At 63.3% G+C, this 22,532-nt stretch carries 22 protein-coding genes; 10 read left to right on the forward strand and 12 right to left on the reverse strand.

Annotated features, from left to right (window positions below):
• Positions 1 to 308: 308 nt before the first annotated feature.
• Positions 309 to 1,334, forward strand: a complete 1,026-nt coding sequence (locus tag AC5ZGW_RS15735; protein ID WP_130223384.1) for a pyridoxal phosphate-dependent aminotransferase — start codon at positions 309 to 311, stop codon at positions 1,332 to 1,334.
• Positions 1,335 to 1,338: 4 nt separating this feature from the next.
• Here the strand turns inward: AC5ZGW_RS15735 and AC5ZGW_RS15740 are convergent, their stop codons facing one another.
• The 6 genes from AC5ZGW_RS15740 to AC5ZGW_RS15765 are packed head-to-tail and all read right to left on the reverse strand — an operon-like array spanning position 1,339 to position 8,547.
• Positions 1,339 to 2,787 (reverse strand): NAD-dependent succinate-semialdehyde dehydrogenase, encoded by a 1,449-nt coding sequence (locus tag AC5ZGW_RS15740; protein ID WP_130223386.1) that lies wholly within the window; start codon positions 2,785 to 2,787, stop codon positions 1,339 to 1,341.
• 39 nt (positions 2,788 to 2,826) lie between these two features.
• Complete coding sequence (locus AC5ZGW_RS15745) at positions 2,827 to 4,038, reverse strand: ABC transporter substrate-binding protein (protein ID WP_130223388.1); 1,212 nt, start codon at positions 4,036 to 4,038, stop codon at positions 2,827 to 2,829.
• A 35-nt stretch (positions 4,039 to 4,073) separates the two neighbouring features.
• Complete coding sequence (locus tag AC5ZGW_RS15750) at positions 4,074 to 4,934, reverse strand: alpha/beta fold hydrolase (RefSeq protein WP_130223390.1); 861 nt, start codon at positions 4,932 to 4,934, stop codon at positions 4,074 to 4,076.
• Positions 4,931 to 5,296: a hypothetical protein gene (locus tag AC5ZGW_RS15755; RefSeq protein ID WP_130223392.1), complete on the reverse strand. Its 366-nt coding sequence runs from the start codon at positions 5,294 to 5,296 to the stop codon at positions 4,931 to 4,933. Before AC5ZGW_RS15755 ends, AC5ZGW_RS15750 begins: the two co-directional genes overlap by 4 nt.
• Entirely contained in the window at positions 5,289 to 7,379 is a 2,091-nt protein-coding gene (locus AC5ZGW_RS15760; RefSeq protein ID WP_130223394.1) for an acetate--CoA ligase family protein, read from the reverse strand. Before AC5ZGW_RS15760 ends, AC5ZGW_RS15755 begins: the two co-directional genes overlap by 8 nt.
• A 4-nt stretch (positions 7,380 to 7,383) precedes the next feature.
• Positions 7,384 to 8,547: an acyl-CoA dehydrogenase family protein gene (locus AC5ZGW_RS15765; protein WP_130223396.1), complete on the reverse strand. Its 1,164-nt coding sequence runs from the start codon at positions 8,545 to 8,547 to the stop codon at positions 7,384 to 7,386.
• A gap of 106 nt (positions 8,548 to 8,653) precedes the next feature.
• On the opposite strand from AC5ZGW_RS15765, the gene AC5ZGW_RS15770 reads away from it, so the two are divergent.
• A complete protein-coding gene (locus AC5ZGW_RS15770; protein ID WP_035690792.1) occupies positions 8,654 to 9,538 on the forward strand; it encodes a LysR substrate-binding domain-containing protein in 885 nt (294 codons plus the stop codon).
• 13 nt (positions 9,539 to 9,551) lie between these two features.
• Here the strand turns inward: AC5ZGW_RS15770 and AC5ZGW_RS15775 are convergent, their stop codons facing one another.
• Both AC5ZGW_RS15775 and AC5ZGW_RS15780 read right to left on the reverse strand, forming a co-directional pair.
• Positions 9,552 to 10,391, reverse strand: coding sequence for a universal stress protein (locus AC5ZGW_RS15775; RefSeq protein ID WP_130223398.1), 840 nt, complete (start codon positions 10,389 to 10,391; stop codon positions 9,552 to 9,554).
• Positions 10,392 to 10,532: 141 nt separating this feature from the next.
• Positions 10,533 to 10,718 carry a hypothetical protein gene (locus tag AC5ZGW_RS15780; protein ID WP_130223400.1) on the reverse strand — a complete coding sequence of 62 codons (186 nt, stop codon included), beginning with the start codon at positions 10,716 to 10,718 and terminating at the stop codon, positions 10,533 to 10,535.
• A gap of 251 nt (positions 10,719 to 10,969) precedes the next feature.
• On the opposite strand from AC5ZGW_RS15780, the gene AC5ZGW_RS15785 reads away from it, so the two are divergent.
• The 4 genes from AC5ZGW_RS15785 to AC5ZGW_RS15800 all read left to right on the forward strand — a co-directional run bounded on the left by AC5ZGW_RS15785 (position 10,970) and on the right by AC5ZGW_RS15800 (position 16,364).
• Complete coding sequence (locus AC5ZGW_RS15785) at positions 10,970 to 12,061, forward strand: HlyD family secretion protein (protein ID WP_130223402.1); 1,092 nt, start codon at positions 10,970 to 10,972, stop codon at positions 12,059 to 12,061.
• Complete coding sequence (gene rbbA, locus AC5ZGW_RS15790; protein WP_130223534.1) at positions 12,058 to 14,793, forward strand: ribosome-associated ATPase/putative transporter RbbA; 2,736 nt, start codon at positions 12,058 to 12,060, stop codon at positions 14,791 to 14,793. Before AC5ZGW_RS15785 ends, rbbA begins: the two co-directional genes overlap by 4 nt.
• 4 nt (positions 14,794 to 14,797) lie before the next feature.
• Complete coding sequence (locus tag AC5ZGW_RS15795) at positions 14,798 to 15,925, forward strand: ABC transporter permease (protein WP_130223404.1); 1,128 nt, start codon at positions 14,798 to 14,800, stop codon at positions 15,923 to 15,925.
• Between the two features lie 97 nt (positions 15,926 to 16,022).
• Entirely contained in the window at positions 16,023 to 16,364 is a 342-nt protein-coding gene (locus tag AC5ZGW_RS15800) for a hypothetical protein (RefSeq protein ID WP_130223406.1), read from the forward strand.
• Between the two features lie 9 nt (positions 16,365 to 16,373).
• Here the strand turns inward: AC5ZGW_RS15800 and AC5ZGW_RS15805 are convergent, their stop codons facing one another.
• Entirely contained in the window at positions 16,374 to 17,180 is an 807-nt protein-coding gene (locus tag AC5ZGW_RS15805) for an enoyl-CoA hydratase/isomerase family protein (protein WP_130223408.1), read from the reverse strand.
• Between the two features lie 81 nt (positions 17,181 to 17,261).
• Between AC5ZGW_RS15805 and nthA the strand changes: the two genes are divergently transcribed.
• From nthA to AC5ZGW_RS15820, 3 genes are read left to right on the forward strand one after another with little or no spacing between them, the layout of a single operon-like run.
• Entirely contained in the window at positions 17,262 to 17,882 is a 621-nt protein-coding gene (nthA, locus tag AC5ZGW_RS15810; protein WP_130223536.1) for a nitrile hydratase subunit alpha, read from the forward strand.
• Positions 17,879 to 18,538 carry a nitrile hydratase subunit beta gene (nthB, locus tag AC5ZGW_RS15815; protein WP_130223410.1) on the forward strand — a complete coding sequence of 220 codons (660 nt, stop codon included), beginning with the start codon at positions 17,879 to 17,881 and terminating at the stop codon, positions 18,536 to 18,538. The genes nthA and nthB overlap by 4 nt, the downstream gene beginning before the upstream one ends.
• On the forward strand, positions 18,538 to 18,918 hold the full coding sequence (locus AC5ZGW_RS15820) for a nitrile hydratase accessory protein (RefSeq protein WP_165435058.1): 381 nt from the start codon (positions 18,538 to 18,540) through the stop codon (positions 18,916 to 18,918). The genes nthB and AC5ZGW_RS15820 overlap by 1 nt, the downstream gene beginning before the upstream one ends.
• Here AC5ZGW_RS15820 and queC read toward each other — a convergent pair.
• On the reverse strand, positions 18,915 to 19,631 hold the full coding sequence (queC, locus tag AC5ZGW_RS15825; protein ID WP_496113933.1) for a 7-cyano-7-deazaguanine synthase QueC: 717 nt from the start codon (positions 19,629 to 19,631) through the stop codon (positions 18,915 to 18,917). The genes AC5ZGW_RS15820 and queC overlap by 4 nt on opposite strands.
• Positions 19,632 to 19,758: 127 nt before the next feature.
• Here queC and mazG point away from each other — a divergent pair, with 127 nt between their 5' ends.
• Positions 19,759 to 20,589: a nucleoside triphosphate pyrophosphohydrolase gene (mazG, locus tag AC5ZGW_RS15830; RefSeq protein WP_130223540.1), complete on the forward strand. Its 831-nt coding sequence runs from the start codon at positions 19,759 to 19,761 to the stop codon at positions 20,587 to 20,589.
• Between the two features lie 78 nt (positions 20,590 to 20,667).
• Here mazG and hflX read toward each other — a convergent pair whose 3' ends face one another.
• Together hflX and hfq are read right to left on the reverse strand one after the other, a co-directional pair.
• Entirely contained in the window at positions 20,668 to 22,050 is a 1,383-nt protein-coding gene (gene hflX / locus AC5ZGW_RS15835) for a GTPase HflX (RefSeq protein WP_130223412.1), read from the reverse strand.
• Between the two features lie 11 nt (positions 22,051 to 22,061).
• Complete coding sequence (hfq, locus tag AC5ZGW_RS15840) at positions 22,062 to 22,310, reverse strand: RNA chaperone Hfq (RefSeq protein ID WP_027578348.1); 249 nt, start codon at positions 22,308 to 22,310, stop codon at positions 22,062 to 22,064.
• Between the last annotated feature and the right edge of the window lie 222 nt (positions 22,311 to 22,532).

Raw genomic sequence — 22,532 nt, forward strand, 5'->3', positions numbered from 1 at the left:
GTCGATTTTCGTTCGATCCGAAAATCCTTTCGTTGTCGGCCCCGACAATGAGAGTGTCGCGCGGAGAGAAGTCCGAACCGTATCCGAGATCAAGACTGTAGACAACGTAAGTTCACCGCGCGTAACAATCGCGCGACGGTGCAGTCTGACGTGTTCTCGATCGTCCCGTTGGTCGCTTATAGTTGGTGGTGACCGGCGCAACTTTGCGACCGCTATCGACCGTAAGGAGCAGCACCCTGACGGAGCTTTCTCGACGCGATTGGCTGCTGATCAGTGCGGCCGCAACCAGCAGTTTTTTGTATCCAGCCATGGCCAATGCATCGAAACAAGATCGAATTCGCCTCTCCTTGAATGAAAATCCGTTCGGTCCCTCGCCCCGGGCGGTGGAGGCGATCAAGGCCCACCTGACCGGTCTCAGCCGCTATACCGGCGACGAACTCACCGAGCTGACGCGGACGATTGCCGCGCACGAGAATGTTGCTGCCGAGCAGGTCGTACTCGGCGAGATTCTCGACGTGCTCGGCCTGTATCTGTCGGCCGGCGGCGGTACCGGCGGCGAGTTCATCTATTCCGAGCCCGGCTATACTGCGCTGGTCGATGCCGTCTCGCCCGCCGGCGGCATCGTGGTCGGCGTTCCCCTCAACGACCGACTCGAGAACGACCTCCCCGCCATCGCCGGCAAGGTCAATGGACGGACACGCGCAGTCTATCTCGTCAATCCGCATAATCCGAGCGGCACGGTGAGCGAGGCGGCGCAGTTCATCGAATTCGTGCACGATCTCTCCAAGCGCACGCTCGTCATCGTCGATGAGGCCTATCTCGAATTCACGCCGGATTTCGAGAAGCGAACCGTCGCCGGCCTCGTTCGCAACGGCGATCAGGTCGCCGTCTTCAGGACATTCGCGAAAATCTACGGACTCGCCAGCCTTGCCATCGGCTACACGCTGGCGCCCGCCGAGTTGGCCAAGTCGGTGAAGCAGCTCGGCATCGGCGCATTTTTCGGCCTCAATCGGCTCAGCCTGGTCGCTGCAAACGCCAGTCTGAAAGATACAGATTATGTGCCGTCAGTTCGCGCGAAGGTCACGGTCGAGCGCGATGCCTGGTACGAGCTGTTCCGGCAACGAAAGGTTCGCTTCACGGACTCGCAGGGCAATTTCGTGTTCTTCAACTCCGGCCGGCCGCAACAAGCCATTGCGTCCTTGCTCGCAGCACAAGGCATCGACATCGGTCGTAGTTATCCACCGCTCGATACCTGGGTGCGCATTTCGATCGGCTTGCCGGAGGAAAACGCGATCGCCCGGCGGGCTGTCGCGGACCTGTTGCGCGCGACCTGAGCCGCTATGACGGAGGCCTATGCTCACTCACATATTTGATGTTCTGAAAGGCCTGCAGTCCTTCGACCCCGCCTTCCGAGCCGACGCCGCTGTCCTTGTAGCCCCCGAACGGCGTCTCCGGTAGCGATGCCTGCCAGTGGTTCACGACGACGTTGCCGGCTTCGATGCCGTCGATCACGGCGCCGGCATTGCGCATGTCGTTGGTCATCACATAAGACGCAAGTCCGAACGGAAGCCGGTTGCAGAGACGGATGGCGTCTTCCGCCGTATCGAACGCAGTTGTCGCGGCGATCGGGCCGAACGGCTCCACGTTCGAGACCAGGCAATCCTCATCGACCTTCGCGATCAAGGTCGGGCTGTAGAAGCAGCCCTCGCCTCCGATCCGCTTGCCGCCGACCGGAACCGCGATCTGTCGCGAGCGGGCATCATCCAGGAAACGGTCCATCGCCTCCAACCGGCGGGCATTGGCCAGCGGGCCCATTCTCGTCGCCGGATCGAGGCCGTTTCCAACCTTGATGGCTCTTGCGAGCTCGGCGAAGCGCGCGACAAAGCGATCGTGGATCGCGCGATGCACGTAGAACCGCGTGGGTGACGTGCACACCTGCCCCGCATTCCGGTATTTCGCCGTCACCGCAGAGAGTGCCACAGCCTCCGGATCGACGTCTTCGAAAATCACCACGGGTGCGTGACCGCCGAGTTCCAGGGTCATTCGCTTCATGCCCTGCACCGCCAGCGATGCGAGCTGTTTCCCGACCGAGGTCGAGCCCGTGAAGGTGATGCCGCGAATGATCGGAGAGCCGATCAGCTTCGCCGATATCTCCGCGGGATTGCCAAACACGACGTTCAGCACCCCATCCGGCAGACCGCTCTCCTGCAGCAGTGCGGCAATGGCAAGTGCGGTCGCCGGCGTTTCTTCCGACGCCTTGATGATCACGGAGCAACCAGCGGCGAGCGCGCCGCTGATCTTCCGCGACGGCGTAATTGCCGGCGCATTCCAGGATGCGAAAGCGGCGATGGGACCGATCGGTTCGCGCAAAGCGAACTGCATGGCCCCTCGCGTTCGCGGCGGAATGACCCGCCCGTAGGCGCGTCGCCCCTCCTCTGCATTCCAGCTGAAGATTCCCGCGGCCTGCTCGACTTCGGCCTTTGCTTCGGCGATCGGTTTGCCGAGTTCCAGCGTGATCAGCGTCGCGATCTGGTCCCGCCGCTCGAGCATCAGGGCCGACGCGTGCTGCAGCACCCGCGCCCGCTCGACCGGAGACGTGCGCCGCCACCGCTCGAAACCTGCGGCCGCGGCAACCAAGGCTTCGTCCAGATCGGCCTCGGTCGCATGCGGGAGCTCGGCGAGGACACCTCCCGTCGCCGGATTGTAGACCGGCTCACCCTTTCGCGCGTCAAGGCCGATCCATCGGCCGCCGACGAACAGCCTCAGTTCAGGATAGTCCACTGCCATACGGACGCTCTCGTGCTTGCGTGTTGACCGGGAGTGACCTCATTTCTCCGTGAGCAGCGGGCAGTTACCGTCCTTCAAGGAACGAAACGCCTTGTCGCCCGAAACGGTGGCGAGGACCTTGTAGTAGTCCCACGGATACTTCGAATCCGACGGTTGCTTCACCTGCAGAAGGTACATGTCGCGCAGCACACGGCCATCCTCGCGGATGGTGCCGTTCACCGTGTAGAAATCGTTGATGGGCGTCTTGCGCATCTGTTGTGCGACGACCGTTCCTTCATCGCTCTTGGTTGCCTCCACTGCCTTGAGGTAATGCGTCACGGCACCGTAGACGGCGGCCTGAAGGCTGCCGGGCGCCTTGCCATTGAAGCGCTCCATGAAGCGCTTGCTCCATGCGCGGGTCTTGTCGTTGAGGTCCCAATAGAAGCTGTCGGCAAACATCAGGCCCTTGGCGCTGTTGAGACCGAGGGCGTGAATGTCGGGAAGGTTCACGAGCAAGGCCGCGATATTCTGGCCGCCATCGGTCAGACCGAACTCATTGGCCTGCTTGAGCGAGTTCATCATGTCTGCTCCCGCATTTGCGAGGCCGACCACCTGGGCCTTCGATGCTTGCGCCTGCAGCAGGTACGAGGAGAAGTCGGACGTATTGAGCGGGGCTCGGGCCGACCCGAGCACCTGGCCCCCGTTCGCGGTGACCACCTTGGCCGCCTCCGCTTCCAAGGCATGCCCGAAACTGTAATCTGCGGTCAGGAAGTACCAGCTCTTCAGCCCCCTATGCACCAGCGGTGCGGTCGCGACATTGGCAAGTGCGTAGTTGTCATACGCCCAATGGATGCCGACCGGTGAGCAGGCCTTGCCCGTGAGGTCGGGCGTCCCGGGGCCGGTCGCCAGCAGGACCTTGTTCTTGTCGCGCGAGAGCTGCTGAACAGCGAGCGCGACCGCCGAGGACACGACCTCGGTAATGGTGTCGACTCCCTCGGTGTCGTACCAGCGCCGTGCAATGCCAAGGCCGATGTCCGCCTTGTTCTGATGATCGGCAGACAGGACCTCGATCGGAACGCCGGCGACCTTGCCGCCGAAATCCTCAACCGCCATTTTCGCGGCAAGCACCGCACCTGCGCCGACATTGTCGGCGTACGGACCCGACATGTCCGTGAGCACGCCGATTTTCACGACGCCGCCCGAAATCTCGGCCGCAGCCGGCGTGGCCGCCAGAGCAGCCGACACAGCCAGCACGATGGAACGAAGATTCATTTGCCCTTGTCCTCCCCTTTAATTGAAAATTGCAATTACCCTTTGCCGGCCGTCCGGCTGATCTCCTCGAGCACCGGCAGCAGGTAACCAATGAACGCCTGAGGGTCCTCGCTCATCGGAAAATGGCCGAGGCCTTTCATGATGGTGGCTTGGGCACCCTTCGCGCTTGCAGCAACAGCCATCGTTTCCTCGGGCGTACACGAATAGTCGTATTCGCCGGAAAGCAGGAACAATGGACAACGCGATGTATCGATCTGCGCGACGCGCTGGCGGATGTCGCCGTCAATCTTGTAGAAATGCAGGTCGCCCTTGAAGACACCGGGACCGCCCTGCATGTAATGCCACAGCGTTTCCCAGCGCTCCTTGACCGGCGCCTTCGGTCCGACCAGGCCGGAGACGATCGCCGCGCACACTTCGCCGCCATGCACATCGGGCCGGTGCAGGAAGTTGAGATCATAGTAGGGGTCAACGTGAGCACCCGCCTGCAGACCGATAATCGCGCGGAAGCGATCGGGGTGCTCCAGCGCCAGATGCAGCACGATGCGTCCGCCGATCGAGCATCCCATCACGATGGGCTTGTCCAGCTCGAGCGCCTGCATGATCTCGAGGATCATCGTGGTGTATTGCTGCGAAGTGAGCTGATATTCCTCGTCGTGCCAGCCCGCGGGCGGTGACGACTTCCCGTGCCAGGGCATATCGAAAGCGATCACCCGATGACGGGCAATGATGTCCCGGTGATTCATCAGCGCCCGATATTGCCGGCCATCCGAACCGGCCGTGTGCAGGCACAATAGCGGCACGCCCTGCCCGGCCTCCTCGACATAAAGGCGGTGCGGCCGGCCCAGCAGTTGAAGATTCATGTAGCGGCCGACGATCGGTTCAAAGCTCGCGCTCATGCTGCAACTCCCGCCCGCAGCTTGGCGAGGCTTTCCTTGAAGTAACGAAGGTTCGCCATGAAGACCTGGAGGTTTCCCTCGGCCTTCAGGACGCGGCGCTTGATCAGCGCCATCAGATCATGCGAACCGGGCTGCGGGTCGGCCTGCCAGAATTTTGCCCACTCCTCCTGCGGCGCACGCAGTGCGAACGACCAGGAGGGCATCACGAAGGGGCCCCGCGCCACGGACGAGACTCGTCCCTCCACAATGTTTATCAGCCACTGCGTCGAGCCGACCTCGAGCAGGAAGTTGGTCGAGAGGAAACGGCCGCGGCGAACCAGGCCGGCGTCGGCGTTTACACGCTCTTTCAATTGCTCAATCATCACGATCTCCCTGTTGTGCGAGCTGCACCAGCGCGTCGATCGCGAGGACACCCTCTCCTTTTGGACGGACGATGAGGGGATTGATTTCTGCGTCGATCACGCCGCGCTCGCTATATTCGGCAAGTTTCGAGAATGCGACAATAGCGCGGGCCAGTGCCTCCAGATCACCGACCGGCCGGTTGCGAAAGCCCTGGAAGATGCGGGAGATGCTCAGCTCCTCGATCATCTCGCGCGCGCCAGCGAGGTCGACCGGCGCAAGGCGAATGCTGCGATCGCGATAGATCTCCGTGTAAATGCCGCCGGCTGCGAGCAGCACGATCGGCCCTGCGTCCGGGTCACGCCGATACCCGAGCAAGACCTCGCCGAGACCCGAGGTCATGGGCTGGACGAGGACATGGCGCAGCGCAATCCCGGGGCAGTTCGCGGCCACAGAGGCGGCGATGCGCAGGATCGCGGCCTTGAGCTCCTCCGCGTTGGTCACGTTGAGCGCGACGCCGCCGACATTCGTCTTGTGTGCGATCTCTGCGGAGAGCGCCTTGACCGCGACGGGATAGGAGAACGGCAGATCCAGCTTCGATCCGTCAGCCGGAAGCGACACGCTCGGCGCATGGTCTATTCCGAGGCCTGCGAGCAGCACATAGGCTTCGAGTTCGTCGAGCTGTCGCGTGCCGGACGAGAGTGGAGCGGCCGGCGGCGCCGGGCGCGGCCTGCGCCTCTTGTAGGCTGCCGCGATCGCGTCGGCGCAGGCTTCCGGAGTCCTGAAGTTCGGCACATCGGCTTGCCCAAGCAGACGTAATGCGTCCGGCGCATCCGGCACCAGGAATGCGGCAAGCGGCTTTCCGGATGCCGCGCTGTCGATCACGGGCCTTACCGCGAGCTCGGGCTGAAACCGCGCCGAAGATCCCGTGACCGCGACCACCATGTCGAATTCAGGTGCCGCCAGCATCGCCTCAAGCGAAGCTTTCATGACGTCATAGCGCGTTCCGGCAAGCGTCAGATCGACGATCCGCTCGTGCTGCACGGCGACGCCCGCAGCGCCAATGGCGGCGAAGGTCTCTTTCGAAGGTGTGACGACCTCAATTCCCCTGCCCGCCAGACCGTCCACCACCATCGCCGCGCCGCCACCGGTGGTGGTGAGGATGCCGACCCGAGGGCTTCGGCCCGTGGTTGCGCCGAGGGCAACGCGTTCGAGCAACGGCAACACTTCGAGCAGGGTTTCGAAATTCTCGACCCGCGCGATGCCGCAATCGGCCAGGAAAGCGTCGGCGACGTCATCCTCGCCGGCGAGCGCGCCGGTATGCGACAGCGCCAATTCCGCCGCCACTGGCGAACGCCCGAGCTTGTAGGCTGCGATCGGCTTGCCGCGCGCCGCCGCGCCGAGCGCGAATTCTCTGAGATCGTCGGCGTGCCGCAGGCTTTCGAGAAACAGCATGTAGCTGGTGATCTTGGGATCATCGAGCGTCGCCGCGCATATCTCGCCGAGACTGAGGTCGCTTTCGTTGCCGACCGACACCAGGCCCGCAAAGCCTACGCCGCGTGCCTTGCCGCGCGATATCAATCCGCCAAGCATGCTGCCGCTGTGGGAGGCGACGAAGGTGCCGCCAACCGGAAGATCCGGCTCCGCAAACGCGGCGTTGGCTGTGAGGATCGTGCGGTGGTGCAGGTTGATGGCGCCAAGGCTCGACGGCCCCAGGATGCGCAGCCGCGAATCCCTGCACAGCGATTTGAGGCGCGCGACCCGCGCAGGTCCCGCATTGCGATCTTCGGAAAAGCCTGTCGCCAGGATCGTCGCCACGGGCACACCCAGGCGCGCGCATTCCTCGACCGCCTCCAGGGCCTGCTCCGTCGGCGTCAGGATGAAGGCGTGGTCCGGGACGGCGGGCAGCGCCGACAATGACGGCCATGCCTGCTCGCCCGCGATCTGCGCGCGACGAGGATTGATAGGATAGATCGTGCCTTCGTATCCGGCCTGCCTCAGATAGCGCAGCGGCCGCGACGACGTCTTGGTGCTGTCGTCGGAGGCGCCGATCAGCGCGATGCTTCTGGGCGCGAGCAGCGGTTGAACGAAGCCGGTGTCCGCCATGGCCCTACTCGGCCGCCCGAACCTGGACGCCGCGCTGATCGAAACGGCGCTCGAAGACGTCTTCGGCAATCCGGTTCTTGAGGATCTCGATCGAGCCGCCGGCGATCATCCAGCCGCGCGTGCGCCGCATACAGTACTCCGCCAGCCCTTCCGTGCTGTAGCCGAGACCACCCATGATCTGCACCGCCTCGTTGGCGGCATCGAAACCCGCCTGATTGCAAGCCAGCTTCGCCATGGCGGTGTGGTACGCCGAGGGCAAGCCTTCCTTGACGCTGGCAGCGCGGTAGAGCAGCAATTGCGCGGAATCGAGCTTGGTCGCCATGTCCGCAAACTTCCACTGCAGGCCCTGGAATTCGCACAACAGCCGTCCGAACTGGCGGCGCACCAGCGCGTGTTCCCGCGCCAGATTGAAGGCATAGCGGCCAAGCGCGAGCGAGCGCGACGAATTGCCCAGCCGTTCAACGTTGAAGCCCGATATCTGCTTCTTGAAGCCGCCGGGGCCGAGCAGAACGTTGCTCTTGTGAACCCGGCAGTTCTCGAAATACAGCGGGCTCCACTCTTCTCCGCTCATGAACGAGGACGCCTTGCCGACCGTGAAACCCGGCGTTCCACGCTCCACCAGCACTGAGCCGATGCCTCCGACGCCTGGCCCGAAGCGCAGGTAGACCAGGAACAGGTTGGCATCCGGGCTGTGGGTTCCGAACACCTTGCTACCGTCGATCACATAGTGATCGCCATCGGCCTTTGCGGCGGTCCTCATCTCGGTCGCGGCGGAACCTGCGTCCGGCTCGCTCATGCCGAGGCTGATAACGGCCCGGCCTCCGAGCAGGTCGGGCAGATAGCGGGCCTTCTGCTCGGCGCTGGCATATTCCACGAAGGTGCGGATCGGCCCGAAATTGCCGGCCTGTACCACATCGGCGCTGCGGGGACAGACGGAGGCAATCTGTTCGATCGCGATCACGGAATCCAAGAGCGTTCCACCCTGACCGCCGTCTGCCGGGTCAAAGGCGATGCCGAGCAGCCCCTGATCCGCCAGCAGCCGCGCCACATCGAACGGAAACCGCGGGTCATGCGCGCGGGCAAGCGCGCCCTCGGTAAGATTGCCCTCGGCAAAACGGCGCACCGAGTCCGCGAACATCTGCTGCTCTTCTGAGAGACTGAAATCCATCTGCACCGGGCCAGGAAGAACGATACTGACGCCTGTTTTCCAGCCAAAGCATTGCCCGGCAACTGAACATAGATTATAAGGTCATGATATTTTGTTATGGCCACAAATGCTCCCGCCGCTCAATCCGCTGCACGTGTTTGAAGTAACGGCCCGCCTGCAAAGTTTCACCCGGGCGGCGGAAGATTTGCGCGTGTCGCAACCTGCCGTGAGCCGCCAGATCCAGACGCTGGAGAATTTTTTCGGCTTTCGGCTGTTTGAGCGCGACAAGCTCGGCATCAGGCTGACGCCGGAGGGCGAGGAGCTGCAGCGTCAGATTTCGCCGGCGTTTCGCGTTATCGAAACAGTCACGCAGCGGCTGGTCGCGAGCGGAAAATCGGAGCCGTTGCGACTGCGGGTCTACACGACCTTCGCGGCAAAATGGCTGATTGAGCGTTTGCCTTCATTCTACGCCGCCTATCCCGGCATTAGGCTCAGCATCAGCAATGCGGTGGCGCCGGTCGATTTCGAGAAGGAGAAGGTCGACCTCGCAATCCAGTTCGGCGGCGGCAAATGGCCGGGCGTTGAAAGCGAGCTGCTGTTCCGCGACCTTCTGCAGCCGGTTTGCAGCCCCACCTTGCGGCGCAAGGCGAACCTGCATTCGATCGACGACCTGAAGCGGGTGCCGATGCTGCATTCGCATTATCGGCGGACAGACTGGGCGGACTGGCTGATGGCCTGCAATCGTCTCGATCTCTTGAATGACGCAGGCATCTCGTTTCCGAGCTCGGTGCTGACCTATCAGGCCGCGACCGAAGGGGTCGGCGTGGCGATAGGACAGCTCCACCTCCTCCGCAACGAATTGCGCGACGGCTCGCTCGTGACGCTGTTCGAACAACCGCTCGAACGCCCGTTGGCGCACTATGCGGTCTGGCCGAAAAACCGCCCCCTGCCGAAAAAGGCGCGCAGCTTTCTCGCCTGGCTGAGAAGCCGCATGAGCGATTTTCAGCGGTAGCCCGCCGGGTCTCTCAATGCGCGATCAACAATGGAACGGTCGCGTCCCGCAACAGGGCGCGGGTCACGCCGCCGAAGATCATCTGGCTCGCTCGCGCGTGGCTGTAAGCACCGACCACGATCAGGTCGCGGGTGTGGCGCCCGGCAAAACCAAGGATGGCATCGGCGACCGAAGCGCCGTTGGAGTGGATCCGCTCGACGGTCACCTTTACGCCATGGCGAGACAAATACAGTCCGACATCGGCGCCGGGCTCTTCGCCATGCCGGGCATTCTTGTGCGAATCCACCAGGAGAACAGTCACCGACTGCGCGGCTGCAAGCAGCGGAAGAGCATCCTTGATGGCACGGCGTGCCTCACGGCTGGCATTCCAGGCGACCACGATGTGCTCCGCCGCGGTCCCACTCCAATGCTCGGGCAACAGGAGGACGGGTACACCAGTGGCGAGCAGCAGGGATTCCGCCGACCACTCCTGCGGCAGGCCGCCTGACCGTGGACTGCCGACGATCACCAGATCGGAATGCAGCGCGTTCAGGGCGGACGCCTCATTGGCTTCACCGGGAGGGATGCAACGAAACTCGCAACTGATGTCCTCGCGGGTGGAGACAGTCGCGAAGCTTTGGCTCGCGGCCTTTGTCGCAGCCAGTTCGCTTGCCGTATGGCGCTGAATGAGTTCGCGAACCGCGGCCTGCCCTCGGACGAAGGATTCGGACGGATTGCCGTCCCAGCCGAATGGCACCACGAAGATCCCGACCAGATGGGCGCGGTGACGGAATGCGAGTTTGACGGCATAGTCGGCACGCGCCTCGCCGGCAGGCGACGGATCGAAGAAGACGGCTATCGTTCTCAGCGGCACGGAAAACTCCCCAGCGAATTGTTGAAAACACGTAGCGCGCAGCAAGACGACAGCGATTGACGTGGATCAATCGCACCGGGTTGAACGCCGGGAGCAGCCGATCACCAATTCTAACTGACGTCACCCGCAACCGTCCCCGCTTCAATCTTGCCAGGGAGGCGTTCTCTCGTCGCGCTCATGGAGGAGGTCCAGCGCTTCTCGAACTTCGTCGTCTTCCAGACAATCGAGGACCCTGCTTCCCTCCTCTGCCTGCTGTTTTTTGGTCTGGAGACTTTTTGGGGTACCGATCCCGGGTTCGGTGGTAACCACGTTCTTCTTGTCGGCCATGGACCTGTCCTCGGTGATCAGAAAGCGAGCGCGCCGTCTCGCTGCGCAATTGGACAGAGCATGGGGCATTCGCGGCGGTGCGGGTTGAGCGAAATCAACTTTGTCGCGCGCATTGATGTGCCGGTCGCTCGGAACCTACTTGGAACACGGCTCACGGGACCGGCGTTCGGCAGAATTTGCGTTACGTCAACAGCCCGCGGATGCGGCGGTGCAAGATTGCAGACAAGCTCTGCAACCAAAGGCACTGACCGATGCAAGATCAAATCGAAGACATCAAAGGAGGCGCGCAAGCCGGCGATGCGTCTCATTCGCCCGCGCCTGCGCCCGCCTCGCATCTGCCTGTGCCGGTCCGCCCAAGCGGCAAACGGCGCGGTTTGCGGATCACGGTGGCGCTCCTCCTCGCTGCGCTCGGCGCCGGTGGCGGCGGCTATTACATCTGGAAGCAAATGCATCCGCCGCTGCCTGTCGGCATCAGCGTCGGCAACGGCCGTATCGAAGCCGATGAAATCGACATCAGCACCAAATATGCCGGACGCGTGTACGAGCTACTCGCCGATATCGGCGACATGGTTGCGCCCGGACAGATCGTGGCGCGGATGGATACCCGCGATCTCGAGCAATCGCTTTCTAAGTCGGTTGCGCAGGGCCGGCAGGCGCAGCGCGCCATCGAGGAAGCCGAGGCCGTGCTGACCCAGCAGCAGGCGCAGAAGACCCTCGCCGAGCAGGAAAACCAACGGACGGAATACCTCCATAAGAACGGCTGGGCGACCAAGGAATTGCTGGACCAGCGCAAGCAGCAGCTCGACGCGGCCACCGGCGCGCTCGCTGCGGCGCAGGCAAGGGTGCTCGAATCCCAACATGCGCTGGAGGCCGCCCAGCACGATGCCGGTCTCTACAGGGTGCAGATCGCCGACAACACTCTGGTGGCGCCGAAGGCGGGCCGGATCCAGTACCGCCTTTCCAATATCGGCGAAGTCCTCGCGGCCGGCGGCAAGGTCTTCACGATGCTGGATCTGACCTATGTCTACATGGACCTCTATTTGCCGACGACGGAAGCCGGCAAGGTGAAGGTCGGCGCTGACGCACGTATCGTTCTCGACGCCTACCCCGATCATTCGATCCCGGCGAAGGTCTCGTTCGTCGCGAGCCGGGCGCAGTTCACGCCGAAGACGGTCGAGACCAAGACCGAGCGCGACAAGCTGATGTTCCGCATTCGGGTCCGCATCGACCCGGAACGCCTGCTTGCGCATGCGGACGCGGTCAGAAGTGGCCTTCCCGGTGTCGCCTATGTCCGCTGGGATTCCGCGGTTGCATGGCCGACGACGCTGCAGGCTGCACCATGAACGGCAGCGACGATCCGGTCGCCGTCGTTCGAGCCCTCTCCCATCGCTACGGTTCGGTGACGGCGCTCGACTGCATATCGGCCGACATTCCTGCCGGACGCCTGGTCGGCTTGATCGGACCCGACGGCGTCGGCAAATCCTCCCTGCTCGCGATCCTCGCCGGTGCGCGGAAGATCCAGGAGGGTGCGGTCGCCGTGCTCGGCACCGACATCTCCAAGGCCGCCGAGCGCGCCCTGATCTGTCCGCGCATCGCCTACATGCCGCAAGGGCTGGGCAAGAATCTCTATCCCGACCTGAGCGTTAAGGAGAATGTCGAGTTCTTCGCGCGGCTGTTCGAGCAGTCGCGCAAGGAGCGCGAGTGGCGCATCAATGAGCTCCTGGAAAGTACCGGGCTTGCGCCGTTCGCCGACCGGCCAGCAAGCAAGCTGTCGGGTGGCATGCGGCAAAAGCTCGGGCTGTGCTGCTCGCTGATCCATGATCCCGATCTCCTGATCCTGGACGAGCCCACGACCGGCGTCGACCCGCTGTCGCGCCGCCAGTTCTGGGATCTCGTCGACCGTATCAGGGATCGCACGGCGAAAATGAGCGTGCTCGTCGCAACCGCCTATATGGAAGAGGCCGAGCGTTTCGACTGGCTGATGGCGATGAACGAGGGAAAGATTCTCGCGACCGGCTCGCCGTCCGACCTCAAACAGCAAACCGGCACCGACTCGATCGAAGACGCCTTCGTTGCCCTGCTCCCGCAGCGACAGCGTGCCGGCAACGAAAAGCCGATCGGTCCACCGCTCGACGGTCACGCCGAGCCCGTCATTGTTGCCAAGGACCTGACATGCCGGTTCGGCGACTTCACAGCCGTCGACCGCGTGAATTTCACGATCCGCCGCGGCGAAATCTTCGGCTTCGTGGGCTCGAACGGATCGGGCAAGTCGACCACGATGAAGATGCTCACCGGGCTGCTGCCGCCGTCCGAGGGCGAGGCGCTGATCTTCGGCGAAGTGCTGCGCGCCGGCGACCTCGAAGCACGCCGCCGCGTCGGCTACATGTCGCAATCCTTCTCCCTCTACGGGGAACTCACGGTTCGCCAGAACCTTGTCCTGCACGCGCGGCTGTTTCACCTGTCTCTGGCGTTTGCGGAGGCACGCATCGCGGAGCTGATCGAGAAATGCGACCTCGCCGACTATCTCGATGACCTCGCCTCTTCGCTCCCGCTCGGAATCAGGCAGCGGTTGTCGCTTGCGGTCGCCGTCGTCCATAAGCCGGACCTCTTGATCCTGGACGAGCCGACCTCCGGCGTCGACCCGTTGGCGCGCGACCAGTTCTGGCAGCTTCTGATCGACCTGTCGCGCAATCAAGGGATGACCATTTTCGTCTCGACGCATTTCATGAACGAGGCGGCGCGCTGTGATCGGCTGTCGCTGATGCACGAAGGACGCGTGCTTGCCTCCGACACGCCGGCCGGATTGATCAAGGCGAGAAACGCCAAGAGCCTGGAGGATGCGTTCATCAGCTTCCTCGAACGGGAAACGCCGGGCACGGCATCCACCGTGACTCTCGAGCAGCCGCAAGCCGAACCGGACAAGACCGCCGGCCGCGAAAGCAGACGCTCCTTTTTCAGCTTTCGGCGGCTGTTCGCCTATACGATACGCGAGGGCCTCGAGCTGATGCGCGATCGTATCCGGCTGATGTTCGCCCTGTTCGGCACCGCGCTCCTGATGATCGTATTCGGCTTCGGCATTTCGGCCGACGTCAACAATCTCAGCTTTGCCGTGCTCGATCGCGACCAAACGCCCGAAAGCCGTGCCTATCTGTCGGAGCTGAGAGGATCGCCCTATTTCCTCGAAAAGCCTCCGCTGACCGACTATGCCGATCTCGATCGTCGCCTGAAGAACGGCGACATCTCGGCCAGCGTCGAGATTCCGCCAAACTTCGGCCTCGACATCAAGCGCGGGCGGCCCGCCTATGTCTCCGCGTGGATCGACGGCGCCATGCCGTTCCGCGCCGCAACCATTCGGGGTTACCTGCAGGGGATGCACCAGCTCTATCTGAGCGATCCCGTGCTGAACACGACGCAGGCGGCGTCTCCCCTGCCCGCCAATATCGAGGTCCGGTTCAAGTACAACCAGGATTTTGACAGCATCTACGCCATGGTGCCGTCGACCCTCGCGATGATGCTCGCGCTGTTCCCGGCCATCCTGATGGCGCTTGCGGTCGTTCGCGAGAAGGAGCTCGGCTCGATCACCAACCTTTACGTTACGCCGGTGACGCGGCTGGAATTCCTCGTCGGCAAACAGCTTCCTTACGTCGCCGTCGCGCTGATCAATTTCATTATCATGTTCGCGATGGCGGTCTTCATCTTCAACGTGCCGCTGAAGGGCAGCTTTGTGGCGCTGCTGGCCGGCACGGTCATCTACGTCTTCACGACGACCGGCTACGGCATGCTGATCTCGACCTTCTGCACGACCCAGATCGCCGCGCTGTTCGGCACCGCGATCCTCACCATCCTGCCAGCCCAGCAGTTCTCGGGCATGATGACGCCCGTCTCTTCGCTTTCCGGTTCGGCGCAGCTTATCGGCCTTTGCTTTCCGATGAGCTATTACCGCCCGATCAGCGTCGGCGCCTTCACCAAGGGCCTGGGCCTTGCCGATCTCGGTTCGAGCATCCTCATGCTGCTCGTCTTCGTCCCCGTGCTGACCGCGCTGAGCATGATGCTGCTCCCCAAGCAGGAGCGCTGAGACGATGCGCTCCCTCTCCAACATCGTCTGGCTCGGCACCAAGGAGCTGCGCAGCTTTTTCAGCGACTGGGTGCTGCTCGGGTTCGTGATCTACTCATTCTCGCTTGCCGTCATTAGCCAGGCGCAAAGCAATTCACAGGAAGTGTTTCATGCCTCGATCGGGCTGGTCGACGAAGACCATTCGGAATTGTCCCGCCGGATCACGCATGCGTTCCTGATGCCCTATTTCAAGGAGCCGGTGGCGATCGCGCAAGCCGATATCGAACATCTGATGGATACCGGCAAATACACTTTCGTCATCGATATTCCCCCCAACTTCCAACGCGACATCTTGGCGGGTCGCCAGCCCGGACTGCAGATCAATGTCGACGCCACCGCGATGATCCAGGCCGGCCTGGGATCGGGCTACGCGCAACAGATCATCAATACCGAGATTGCTCAGTTCGTGTCGCAGGTGGAACGCGTGCCGGAATCGCCAGTCAACCTGGCGGCCAGGATCGCGTTCAATCCCAACGTGATGACGGCCTGGTTCTCCAGCGTCATGGGCATCATCTCGAGCGTCACCATGCTCGCGATCATCCTCGCCGGTGCAGCGTTGGTACGCGAGCGTGAGCATGGCACGATGGACCATCTCCTGGTGATGCCGCTGAGCCCGTTCGAGATCGCGATGTCGAAAATCTGGGCCAACGGGTTCGTCATTGCGGTCGCGGTCGGCCTGTCGCTCTATCTGGTGGTCCGCTTGCTGCTGCAGATCCCGATTGCCGGCTCGATCCCGCTCTTCATGTTTGGAGCGATCCTCTATCTGTTCTTCGCGACCGCGATCGGGCTGTTCCTGGGCACTGTTGCGCGGTCGATGCCGCAGCTCGGCCTGCTCTACATGCTGGTCGCCGTTCCCATGAACGTCCTGTCCGGCGGCGCCACGCCGCTGGAGAGCATGCCGCCCTGGCTTGCGACAGTGATGCAGGCGTCGCCCTCGACCCACTTCGTGTCCTTCGCGCAGGCGATCCTCTATCGCGGCGCCGGGCTCGATGTGGTGTGGCCGCAATTCCTTGCCGTCGCCGGCATCGCCTCGCTGTTCCTGGTGCTGTCGCTGCTGCGTTTCCGGTCCACGCTCAGCTCGGCCTCGAACTAGTCATAACGATCACGTTCACGTGCTCGGCCGCCGGCTTGATCTTCGTCAACATCGAACGAGCTTGTCTAATGATGATTGATACGACCGGAGGTCGAACATGCGCAAATTCATCATTTTTGCCGCGCTCGGCGCGGCCGCTTCAATTGCAGCATCACACGATGTGCGCGCGGCGGACGCGGTGCCGAAATTTGACATCGCCAAAATCTGCAAAGCAGAGACGGCTGAGACGGTAGGGATCGGAGAGACCCTGGCGTCCTGCACGAAGGCCGAAGAGCAGGCGCGGACGCAAGTGGCTGGGCAGTGGAGCAAGTTCACGGCGAAGGACAAGGCGGCATGCATCAGCGAGTCCAGCATCGACGGCACGCCGAGCTATGTCGAGCTCCAGACCTGCCTCGAAATGGCCGCTGACGCGCATGCTACGACGGCAGCGCGAAAGTAGCCCGAAGCGCTATCGCCCCCTGAACCGCGGTTTCCGCCGTTCCAGGAATGCCGCCACGCCCTCTTTGTGATCCTCGGTCACGCTTGCCAGCGCGAACTGATCGACATCCATATGGCTAGCCAGATCATCGAGCGCGTGCGCGAGGCGGTTGACCGTGAGCTTTGTCATGGCGACCGAGATCGGCGGCTGCGCCGCGATCTTTGTCGCAAGCGTCATGGCCGCCTCAAGCGCCTTGCCGGGTTCGGCCACCTGCTCCACCAATCCCCATTCATAGGCCTCCGCGGCGGAGATGCGGTCGTCGGCGAGGATCACGGCCTGCTTGGTCCGTGCCGGTCCCATCAGATGCAGCATGCGCGGCACGCTCTGCCAGCTCATGTTCATGCCGAGCCCGATCTCGGGCACGCGCATATGGGCATCGCGCGCCATGACGCGGAAGTCGAGCGCAACCGCCAGCGCCACGCCACCGCCGATGCAAAAGCCCTCGATTGCGCCGATCGTGACCTGTTCCATGTCCTGCCAGGCCCGCGTCAGCCGCGGCCCCAGTTTCAGATGGCGGCGCAGCGTGCCGATGTCCATGGTGCGACGCGAACGGCCTTCGGCGTCCTTGAGATCGAAGCCGGCGCTGAAGGATTTTGCGCCGCCGGTGAGCACGACAACTGATGTCGCGCCGTCATCCTCGAAGCTGCGGGCCGCATCGGTGAGCTGGCGCAGCGCTTCTGGCGACAGCGCATTGATGCCGTCCCCGCGATCGAAGCGGACGACCGCGATCCGGCCTTCAGGGCCTAGGCCTTTTTCGATTTTTACGTATTCCGCCACGATTGCCTCCCTGTCATGGTCGAAATGCTAGCAGACTCTATGCCTCGACATCCCCCGGATTCTTCGCCTATCCTCGCCGCCATGAGCGATCATCATCACGACCACGACCATTCGGAACTGTCCGAGACCGAGCTGCGCGTGCGCGCGCTCGAAACGATCTTGACCGAGAAGGGCTATGTCGAGCCGGCCGCGCTCGACGCCATCATTCAGGCCTATGAGACCCGGATCGGCCCGCACAACGGTGCGCGGGTCGTCGCCAAAGCCTGGACAGATCCGTCGTTCAAGCAGGCGCTGCTGGAGGACGGCAGCAAGGCCGTCGGCACGCTCGGCCATGTCAGCCGCGTGGGCGACCATCTCGTCGTGGTCGAGAACACGCCGCAGCGCCACAACATGGTCGTGTGCACTTTGTGCTCCTGCTACCCCTGGGAAATGCTCGGCCTGCCGCCGGTCTGGTACAAGGCCGCGCCCTACCGTTCGCGCGCGGTGAAAGACCCGCGCGGCGTGCTCGCCGATTTCGGCGTGACGCTGCCGAAGGAGACCGAAATCCGGGTGTGGGACTCGACCGCCGAGACGCGCTTCCTGGTGCTGCCGATGCGGCCCGAAGGCACCGAGGGCTGGAGCGAGGCGCAGCTTGCGGACCTCGTGACACGCGATTCCATGATCGGCACCGGGTTCCCGAAGTGGCCGGGAGCGCCATCATGAACGGCGTGCACGACATGGGCGGCATGGACGGGTTCGGCAAGGTCGAGCCCGAGCCGAACGAGCCGATGTTCCATGCCGCATGGGAAGCGCGGGTGATGGCGATGGTGCGCGCGATGGGCGCGGCCGGCGCCTTCAACATCGACACCTCGCGCTATTATCGCGAAGCCTTGCCGCCGCACGTCTATCTTGCCAGTTCCTATTATAAGAAGTGGCTGCTCGGGCTCGAGGACCTTTTGCTGGACAAGGGGTTCATCGCAAAGGAGGACGTCGACACGGGCCATGCCGCGCAGCCGCCAAAGCCGCTCAAGCATGGCAAATTCGAGCTCGATGACGTCGAGCGCGTGATGGTACGCGGCAAGTTCGGCCGCGCGGCGCCGGCGCCCGCAAAGTTCAAGGCAGGCGACAGGGTGCGCGCGAAGAACATCCACCCCCTCACGCACACGCGGCTGCCCCGCTATGTGCGCGGCCATGTCGGCGTGGTCGAGCGCGACCATGGCTGTCACGTGTTTCCGGACTCCGCCGCAATGGAAGCCGGCGAGAACCCGCAGTGGCTCTACACCGTGGTGTTCGACGGGACCGAATTGTGGGGCCCGGAGTCCGATCCGACCGTCAAGATTTCGGTCGACGCCTTCGAGCCATATCTGGAGCGTGCCTGATGGACAGCGCCGCAGCCGCGCGCGCCACCGCCGCCGTCCCGAGCATCCCGCGCGACGATGAAGGCCCGGTGTTCCGCGAACCCTGGGAAGCGCAGGCCTTTGCGATGGCGCTAACGCTGCACGAGCGCGGCTTGTTCACCTGGAACGAATGGGCCGCAGCCCTCGCCGACCAGATCAAGCGCGCACAGGCGGAAGGCGATCCCGACACCGGCGAGACTTATTATCGCCACTGGCTCGCGACGCTGGAATATCTCGTCGCCGAAAAAGGCGTCGCCACTGCCGCCACCCTCCACCGCTACCGCGACGCCTGGGATCACGCCGCCGACCGCACCCCACACGGCAAGCCGATCGAACTGCGGCCGGAGGATTTTGCGGGCTAGCGTTGGGCGGCCGCATACTCCCGCCATCCCCTCTCCCGCAGCGTACACGCCGGGCATTCGCCGCAGCCGTAGCCCCAGTCGTGCGGCGCGCCGCGGTCGCCGAGATAGCAGGTATGGGAATGCTCGCGGATCAGGTCGACCAGGCCGGTGCCGCCGAGTTCATGAGCGAGATTCCAGGTTTCGGCCTTGCTCAGCCACATCAGCGGCGTGTGCAGTTCGAAATCCTTGGCCATGCCGAGGCTGAGCGCCGACTGCAGTGCCTTGATGGTCTCGTTGCGGCAATCGGGATAACCGGAATAGTCAGTCTCGCACATGCCACCGATGATGTGGCGGATGCCGCGGCGGTAGGCCAGCGCGGCTGCGAAGGTGAGGAATACGAGGTTGCGGCCGGGCACGAAAGTATTGGGCAAGCCGTCCGCGCCCATCGCGATCGCGACGTCACGTGTTAGCGCGGTGTCGGAAATTTCGGCGAGCGTCGGGATTTCCAGCGTGTGACTCTCGCCCAGCTTTGAAGCCCAGTCCGGCCGCAGCGCCTTGATGCCGGAGATCAGCCCCTCCCGGCATTCGAGTTCGATCGCGTGGCGCTGCCCATAGCCAAAACCGAGCATTTCGGCGCGCGCAAAATGCTTGAGCGCCCAGGCAAGGCAGGTGGTGGAATCCTGCCCGCCGGAGAACAGCACCAGCGCGATTTCGGACGACAAATCTTCGCTCATGGCGCGCGCTTTAGCACCGCCAGCGATGGCGGCCAACCGGTGGAAATCGGCATATTTCAGCGTGTTCCGCTGGGATCGGCCGGTCGCTTACGGCATAAAGCGGGACAAGCAGAATTCTGGTGGCCGCATGACCCCTTCCCGCGACATTTCACGCCTCATCGAGATCATGGCCGCCTTGCGCACGCCGGTGACCGGCTGCCCTTGGGACCTCGAGCAGAACTTTGCGACCATCGCCCCTTACACGATCGAGGAAGCCCATGAGGTGGTGGATGCCATCACCCGCGGCGATCTCGACGATCTCAGGGAAGAACTCGGCGATCTGCTGTTGCAGGTCGTGTTCCACGCCCAAATGGCGGAGGAGCAGAACGCCTTTGCGTTCGGCGACGTTGTGGAGGCGATCACCAGGAAGATGATCCGGCGGCATCCGCACGTGTTCGCCGACAAGGACGGCAATCTCGCCCCCTCCCACGTCAAGGAAGTCTGGGATCGCATCAAGGCCGAGGAGAAGGCCGAGCGTGCAGCGCGCCGGCCGCCGGAAGAGGCCGGGCACAAATCGTTGCTTGCCGGCATCAAGGCCGGCCAGCCTGCCCTCACGCGCGCGATGGAGCTGCAGCGCAAGGCCTCGACCGTCGGCTTTGACTGGAACGATCCGCGCGCGGTGTTGAAGAAGATCCGTGAGGAAGCCGACGAGATCGAGGCCGCACTCGACGGGGCCGATGCCGATGAACTGGCGGAAGAAACCGGCGACCTCCTATTCGCGGTGGTCAATCTCGCGCGGCACGTCGGCGCCGATCCGGAAACCGCACTCCGCGGCACCAACGCCAAATTCGAGCGCCGCTTCGCCTATATCGAGCGCGCGCTAGAGGCGAAAGGGCGTTCGCTGCAAGACGCATCTCTCGAAGAGATGGATGCGCTGTGGAACGAAGCGAAAGGTGCCCGTAGCCCGGATGGAGCGTAAGCGAAATCCGGGGTTCTTGCGTTTGGCTCGACCGGTCCCGGATTGCGCTGCGCTCCATCCGGGCTACGGGGCTTCCGCTCACATCACATGCGGCACGGCATCGAAGCGTGACACGACGATATCGCGCTTCGTCTCGTCGACGCGCACGGTCATATCAAAGCGGCCGTCATGCAGCTTCTTGTCAAGCACTTCGGAATTGCGGTGCAGCCAGCTAATGCCGGCGCCGTCGGAGGCATCGATCGACAGGTCCAGCGTCATGCGCTTTGCCGCCAGCCGATCCTCGATCGCGGCGAGCAGTTCGTCGACGCCCTCCCCGCTCCAGGCGGAGACCAGGAAGGCCGGCCGCTCCGGCGGACGGCGGGCGGCGATGTTGCGCAAATTCGCGCGCTCCTCGGGATCGAAGCAGTCGATCTTGTTCCAGACTTCGATGATGCGCTGGCCGCCGTCGGCATCGGGATCGATCCCGAGCTGGCGCAGCACCGCCTCGACGTCGCGCTCCTGGGCCTCGGCATCGTCATGCGAGATGTCGCGGACGTGGAGGATGAGATCGGCTTCCAGCACCTCTTCCAGCGTGGCGCGGAATGCCGCGACGAGCTGCGTCGGCAGGTTGGAGATGAAGCCGACGGTATCAGACAGCATCGCCTTGCCACCATGCGGCAGATGCAGCGCACGGAGCGTCGGATCGAGCGTCGCGAACAGCATATCGGCGGCCTGGACATCGGCACGGGTCAGCCGGTTGAACAGCGTCGACTTGCCCGCATTGGTGTAGCCAACCAGCGCCACCACGCGGTACGGCACACGCTGGCGGCCGGCGCGGTGCAATCGCCGCGTCGCCTGAACCTTCTTCAGCTCGCTTTCGAGCTTGGTGATGCGCTCGCTGATCAGTCGCCGGTCGGCCTCGATCTGGGTTTCGCCGGGGCCGCCCATGAAGCCGAAGCCGCCGCGCTGACGCTCCAGATGGGTCCATGACCGCACCAGCCGGCTGCGCTGGTAATTGAGATGCGCGAGCTCGACCTGCAGCGCGCCTTCCCTGGTCTTGGCGCGGCGGCCAAATATCTCCAGGATCAGGCCGGTGCGGTCGAGCACCTTGGTGTTCCAGGCCTTCTCAAGGTTGCGCTGCTGGATCGGCGACAGCGCGCAATCCATCACTACGAGCTCGATATTGTGCCCGGCGACGAGGCCGGTGATCTCCTCGACCTTGCCCTTGCCGAGATAGGTCGCCGGCCTGATCTGGCTGACCGGGGCAATCACGCTGTCGATCACCGTGAGGTCGATGGCGCGGGCAAGCCCGGCCGCTTCCTCGATCCGGCCCTCGAAATCGCGGACAGAGGCCTCCGTTTGCGCCTCGGCCTCGCCGCGGCGCATGCGCATGTACGGGCCGACGACAATCACCCGGCCCGTCTCAACTCCCTCCGCCGACCGTGGCCGGTCGGCGGCCCCTTCACGATTACGGGGCTCCAATCAGTTCACTCTCACCCCTGTGTATCTTCACCGCCTTCAAACAACTGGATCGGTGCGCCCGGCATGATGGTCGAGATCGCGTGCTTGTAGACAAGCTGCGAATGACCGTCGCGCCGGAGTAAAAGGCAGAAATTGTCAAACCAGGTGACAATGCCCTGCAGTTTAACGCCATTCACCAGAAAGATCGTCAGTGGCGTCTTGGTCTTACGAACATGATTTAGGAAGGTGTCTTGTAGATTTTGAGCGCGGTCTGCCGCCATTTTTGTTGTCCCGCCGTCTTGTGGTTCTTCTTATTGGAATGTTGGAACCGGTTGGAGCCCTCTGACGGAGCCTTTCCCCGGTTGCCGGCCTATCCTGAGTTCCCCCTCTGACAGGCTCGGCGGTAGGATTAGAGGGCAGGCCCGCCCATTAGGCAAGCCGGTTGACGCGCCACCCATGAACAAGAATCGGCAATTGCCGCAAAAGCATGGGGAAAAAAGCGA

It is taken from the genome of Bradyrhizobium sp. Crot121, assembly GCF_059512385.1.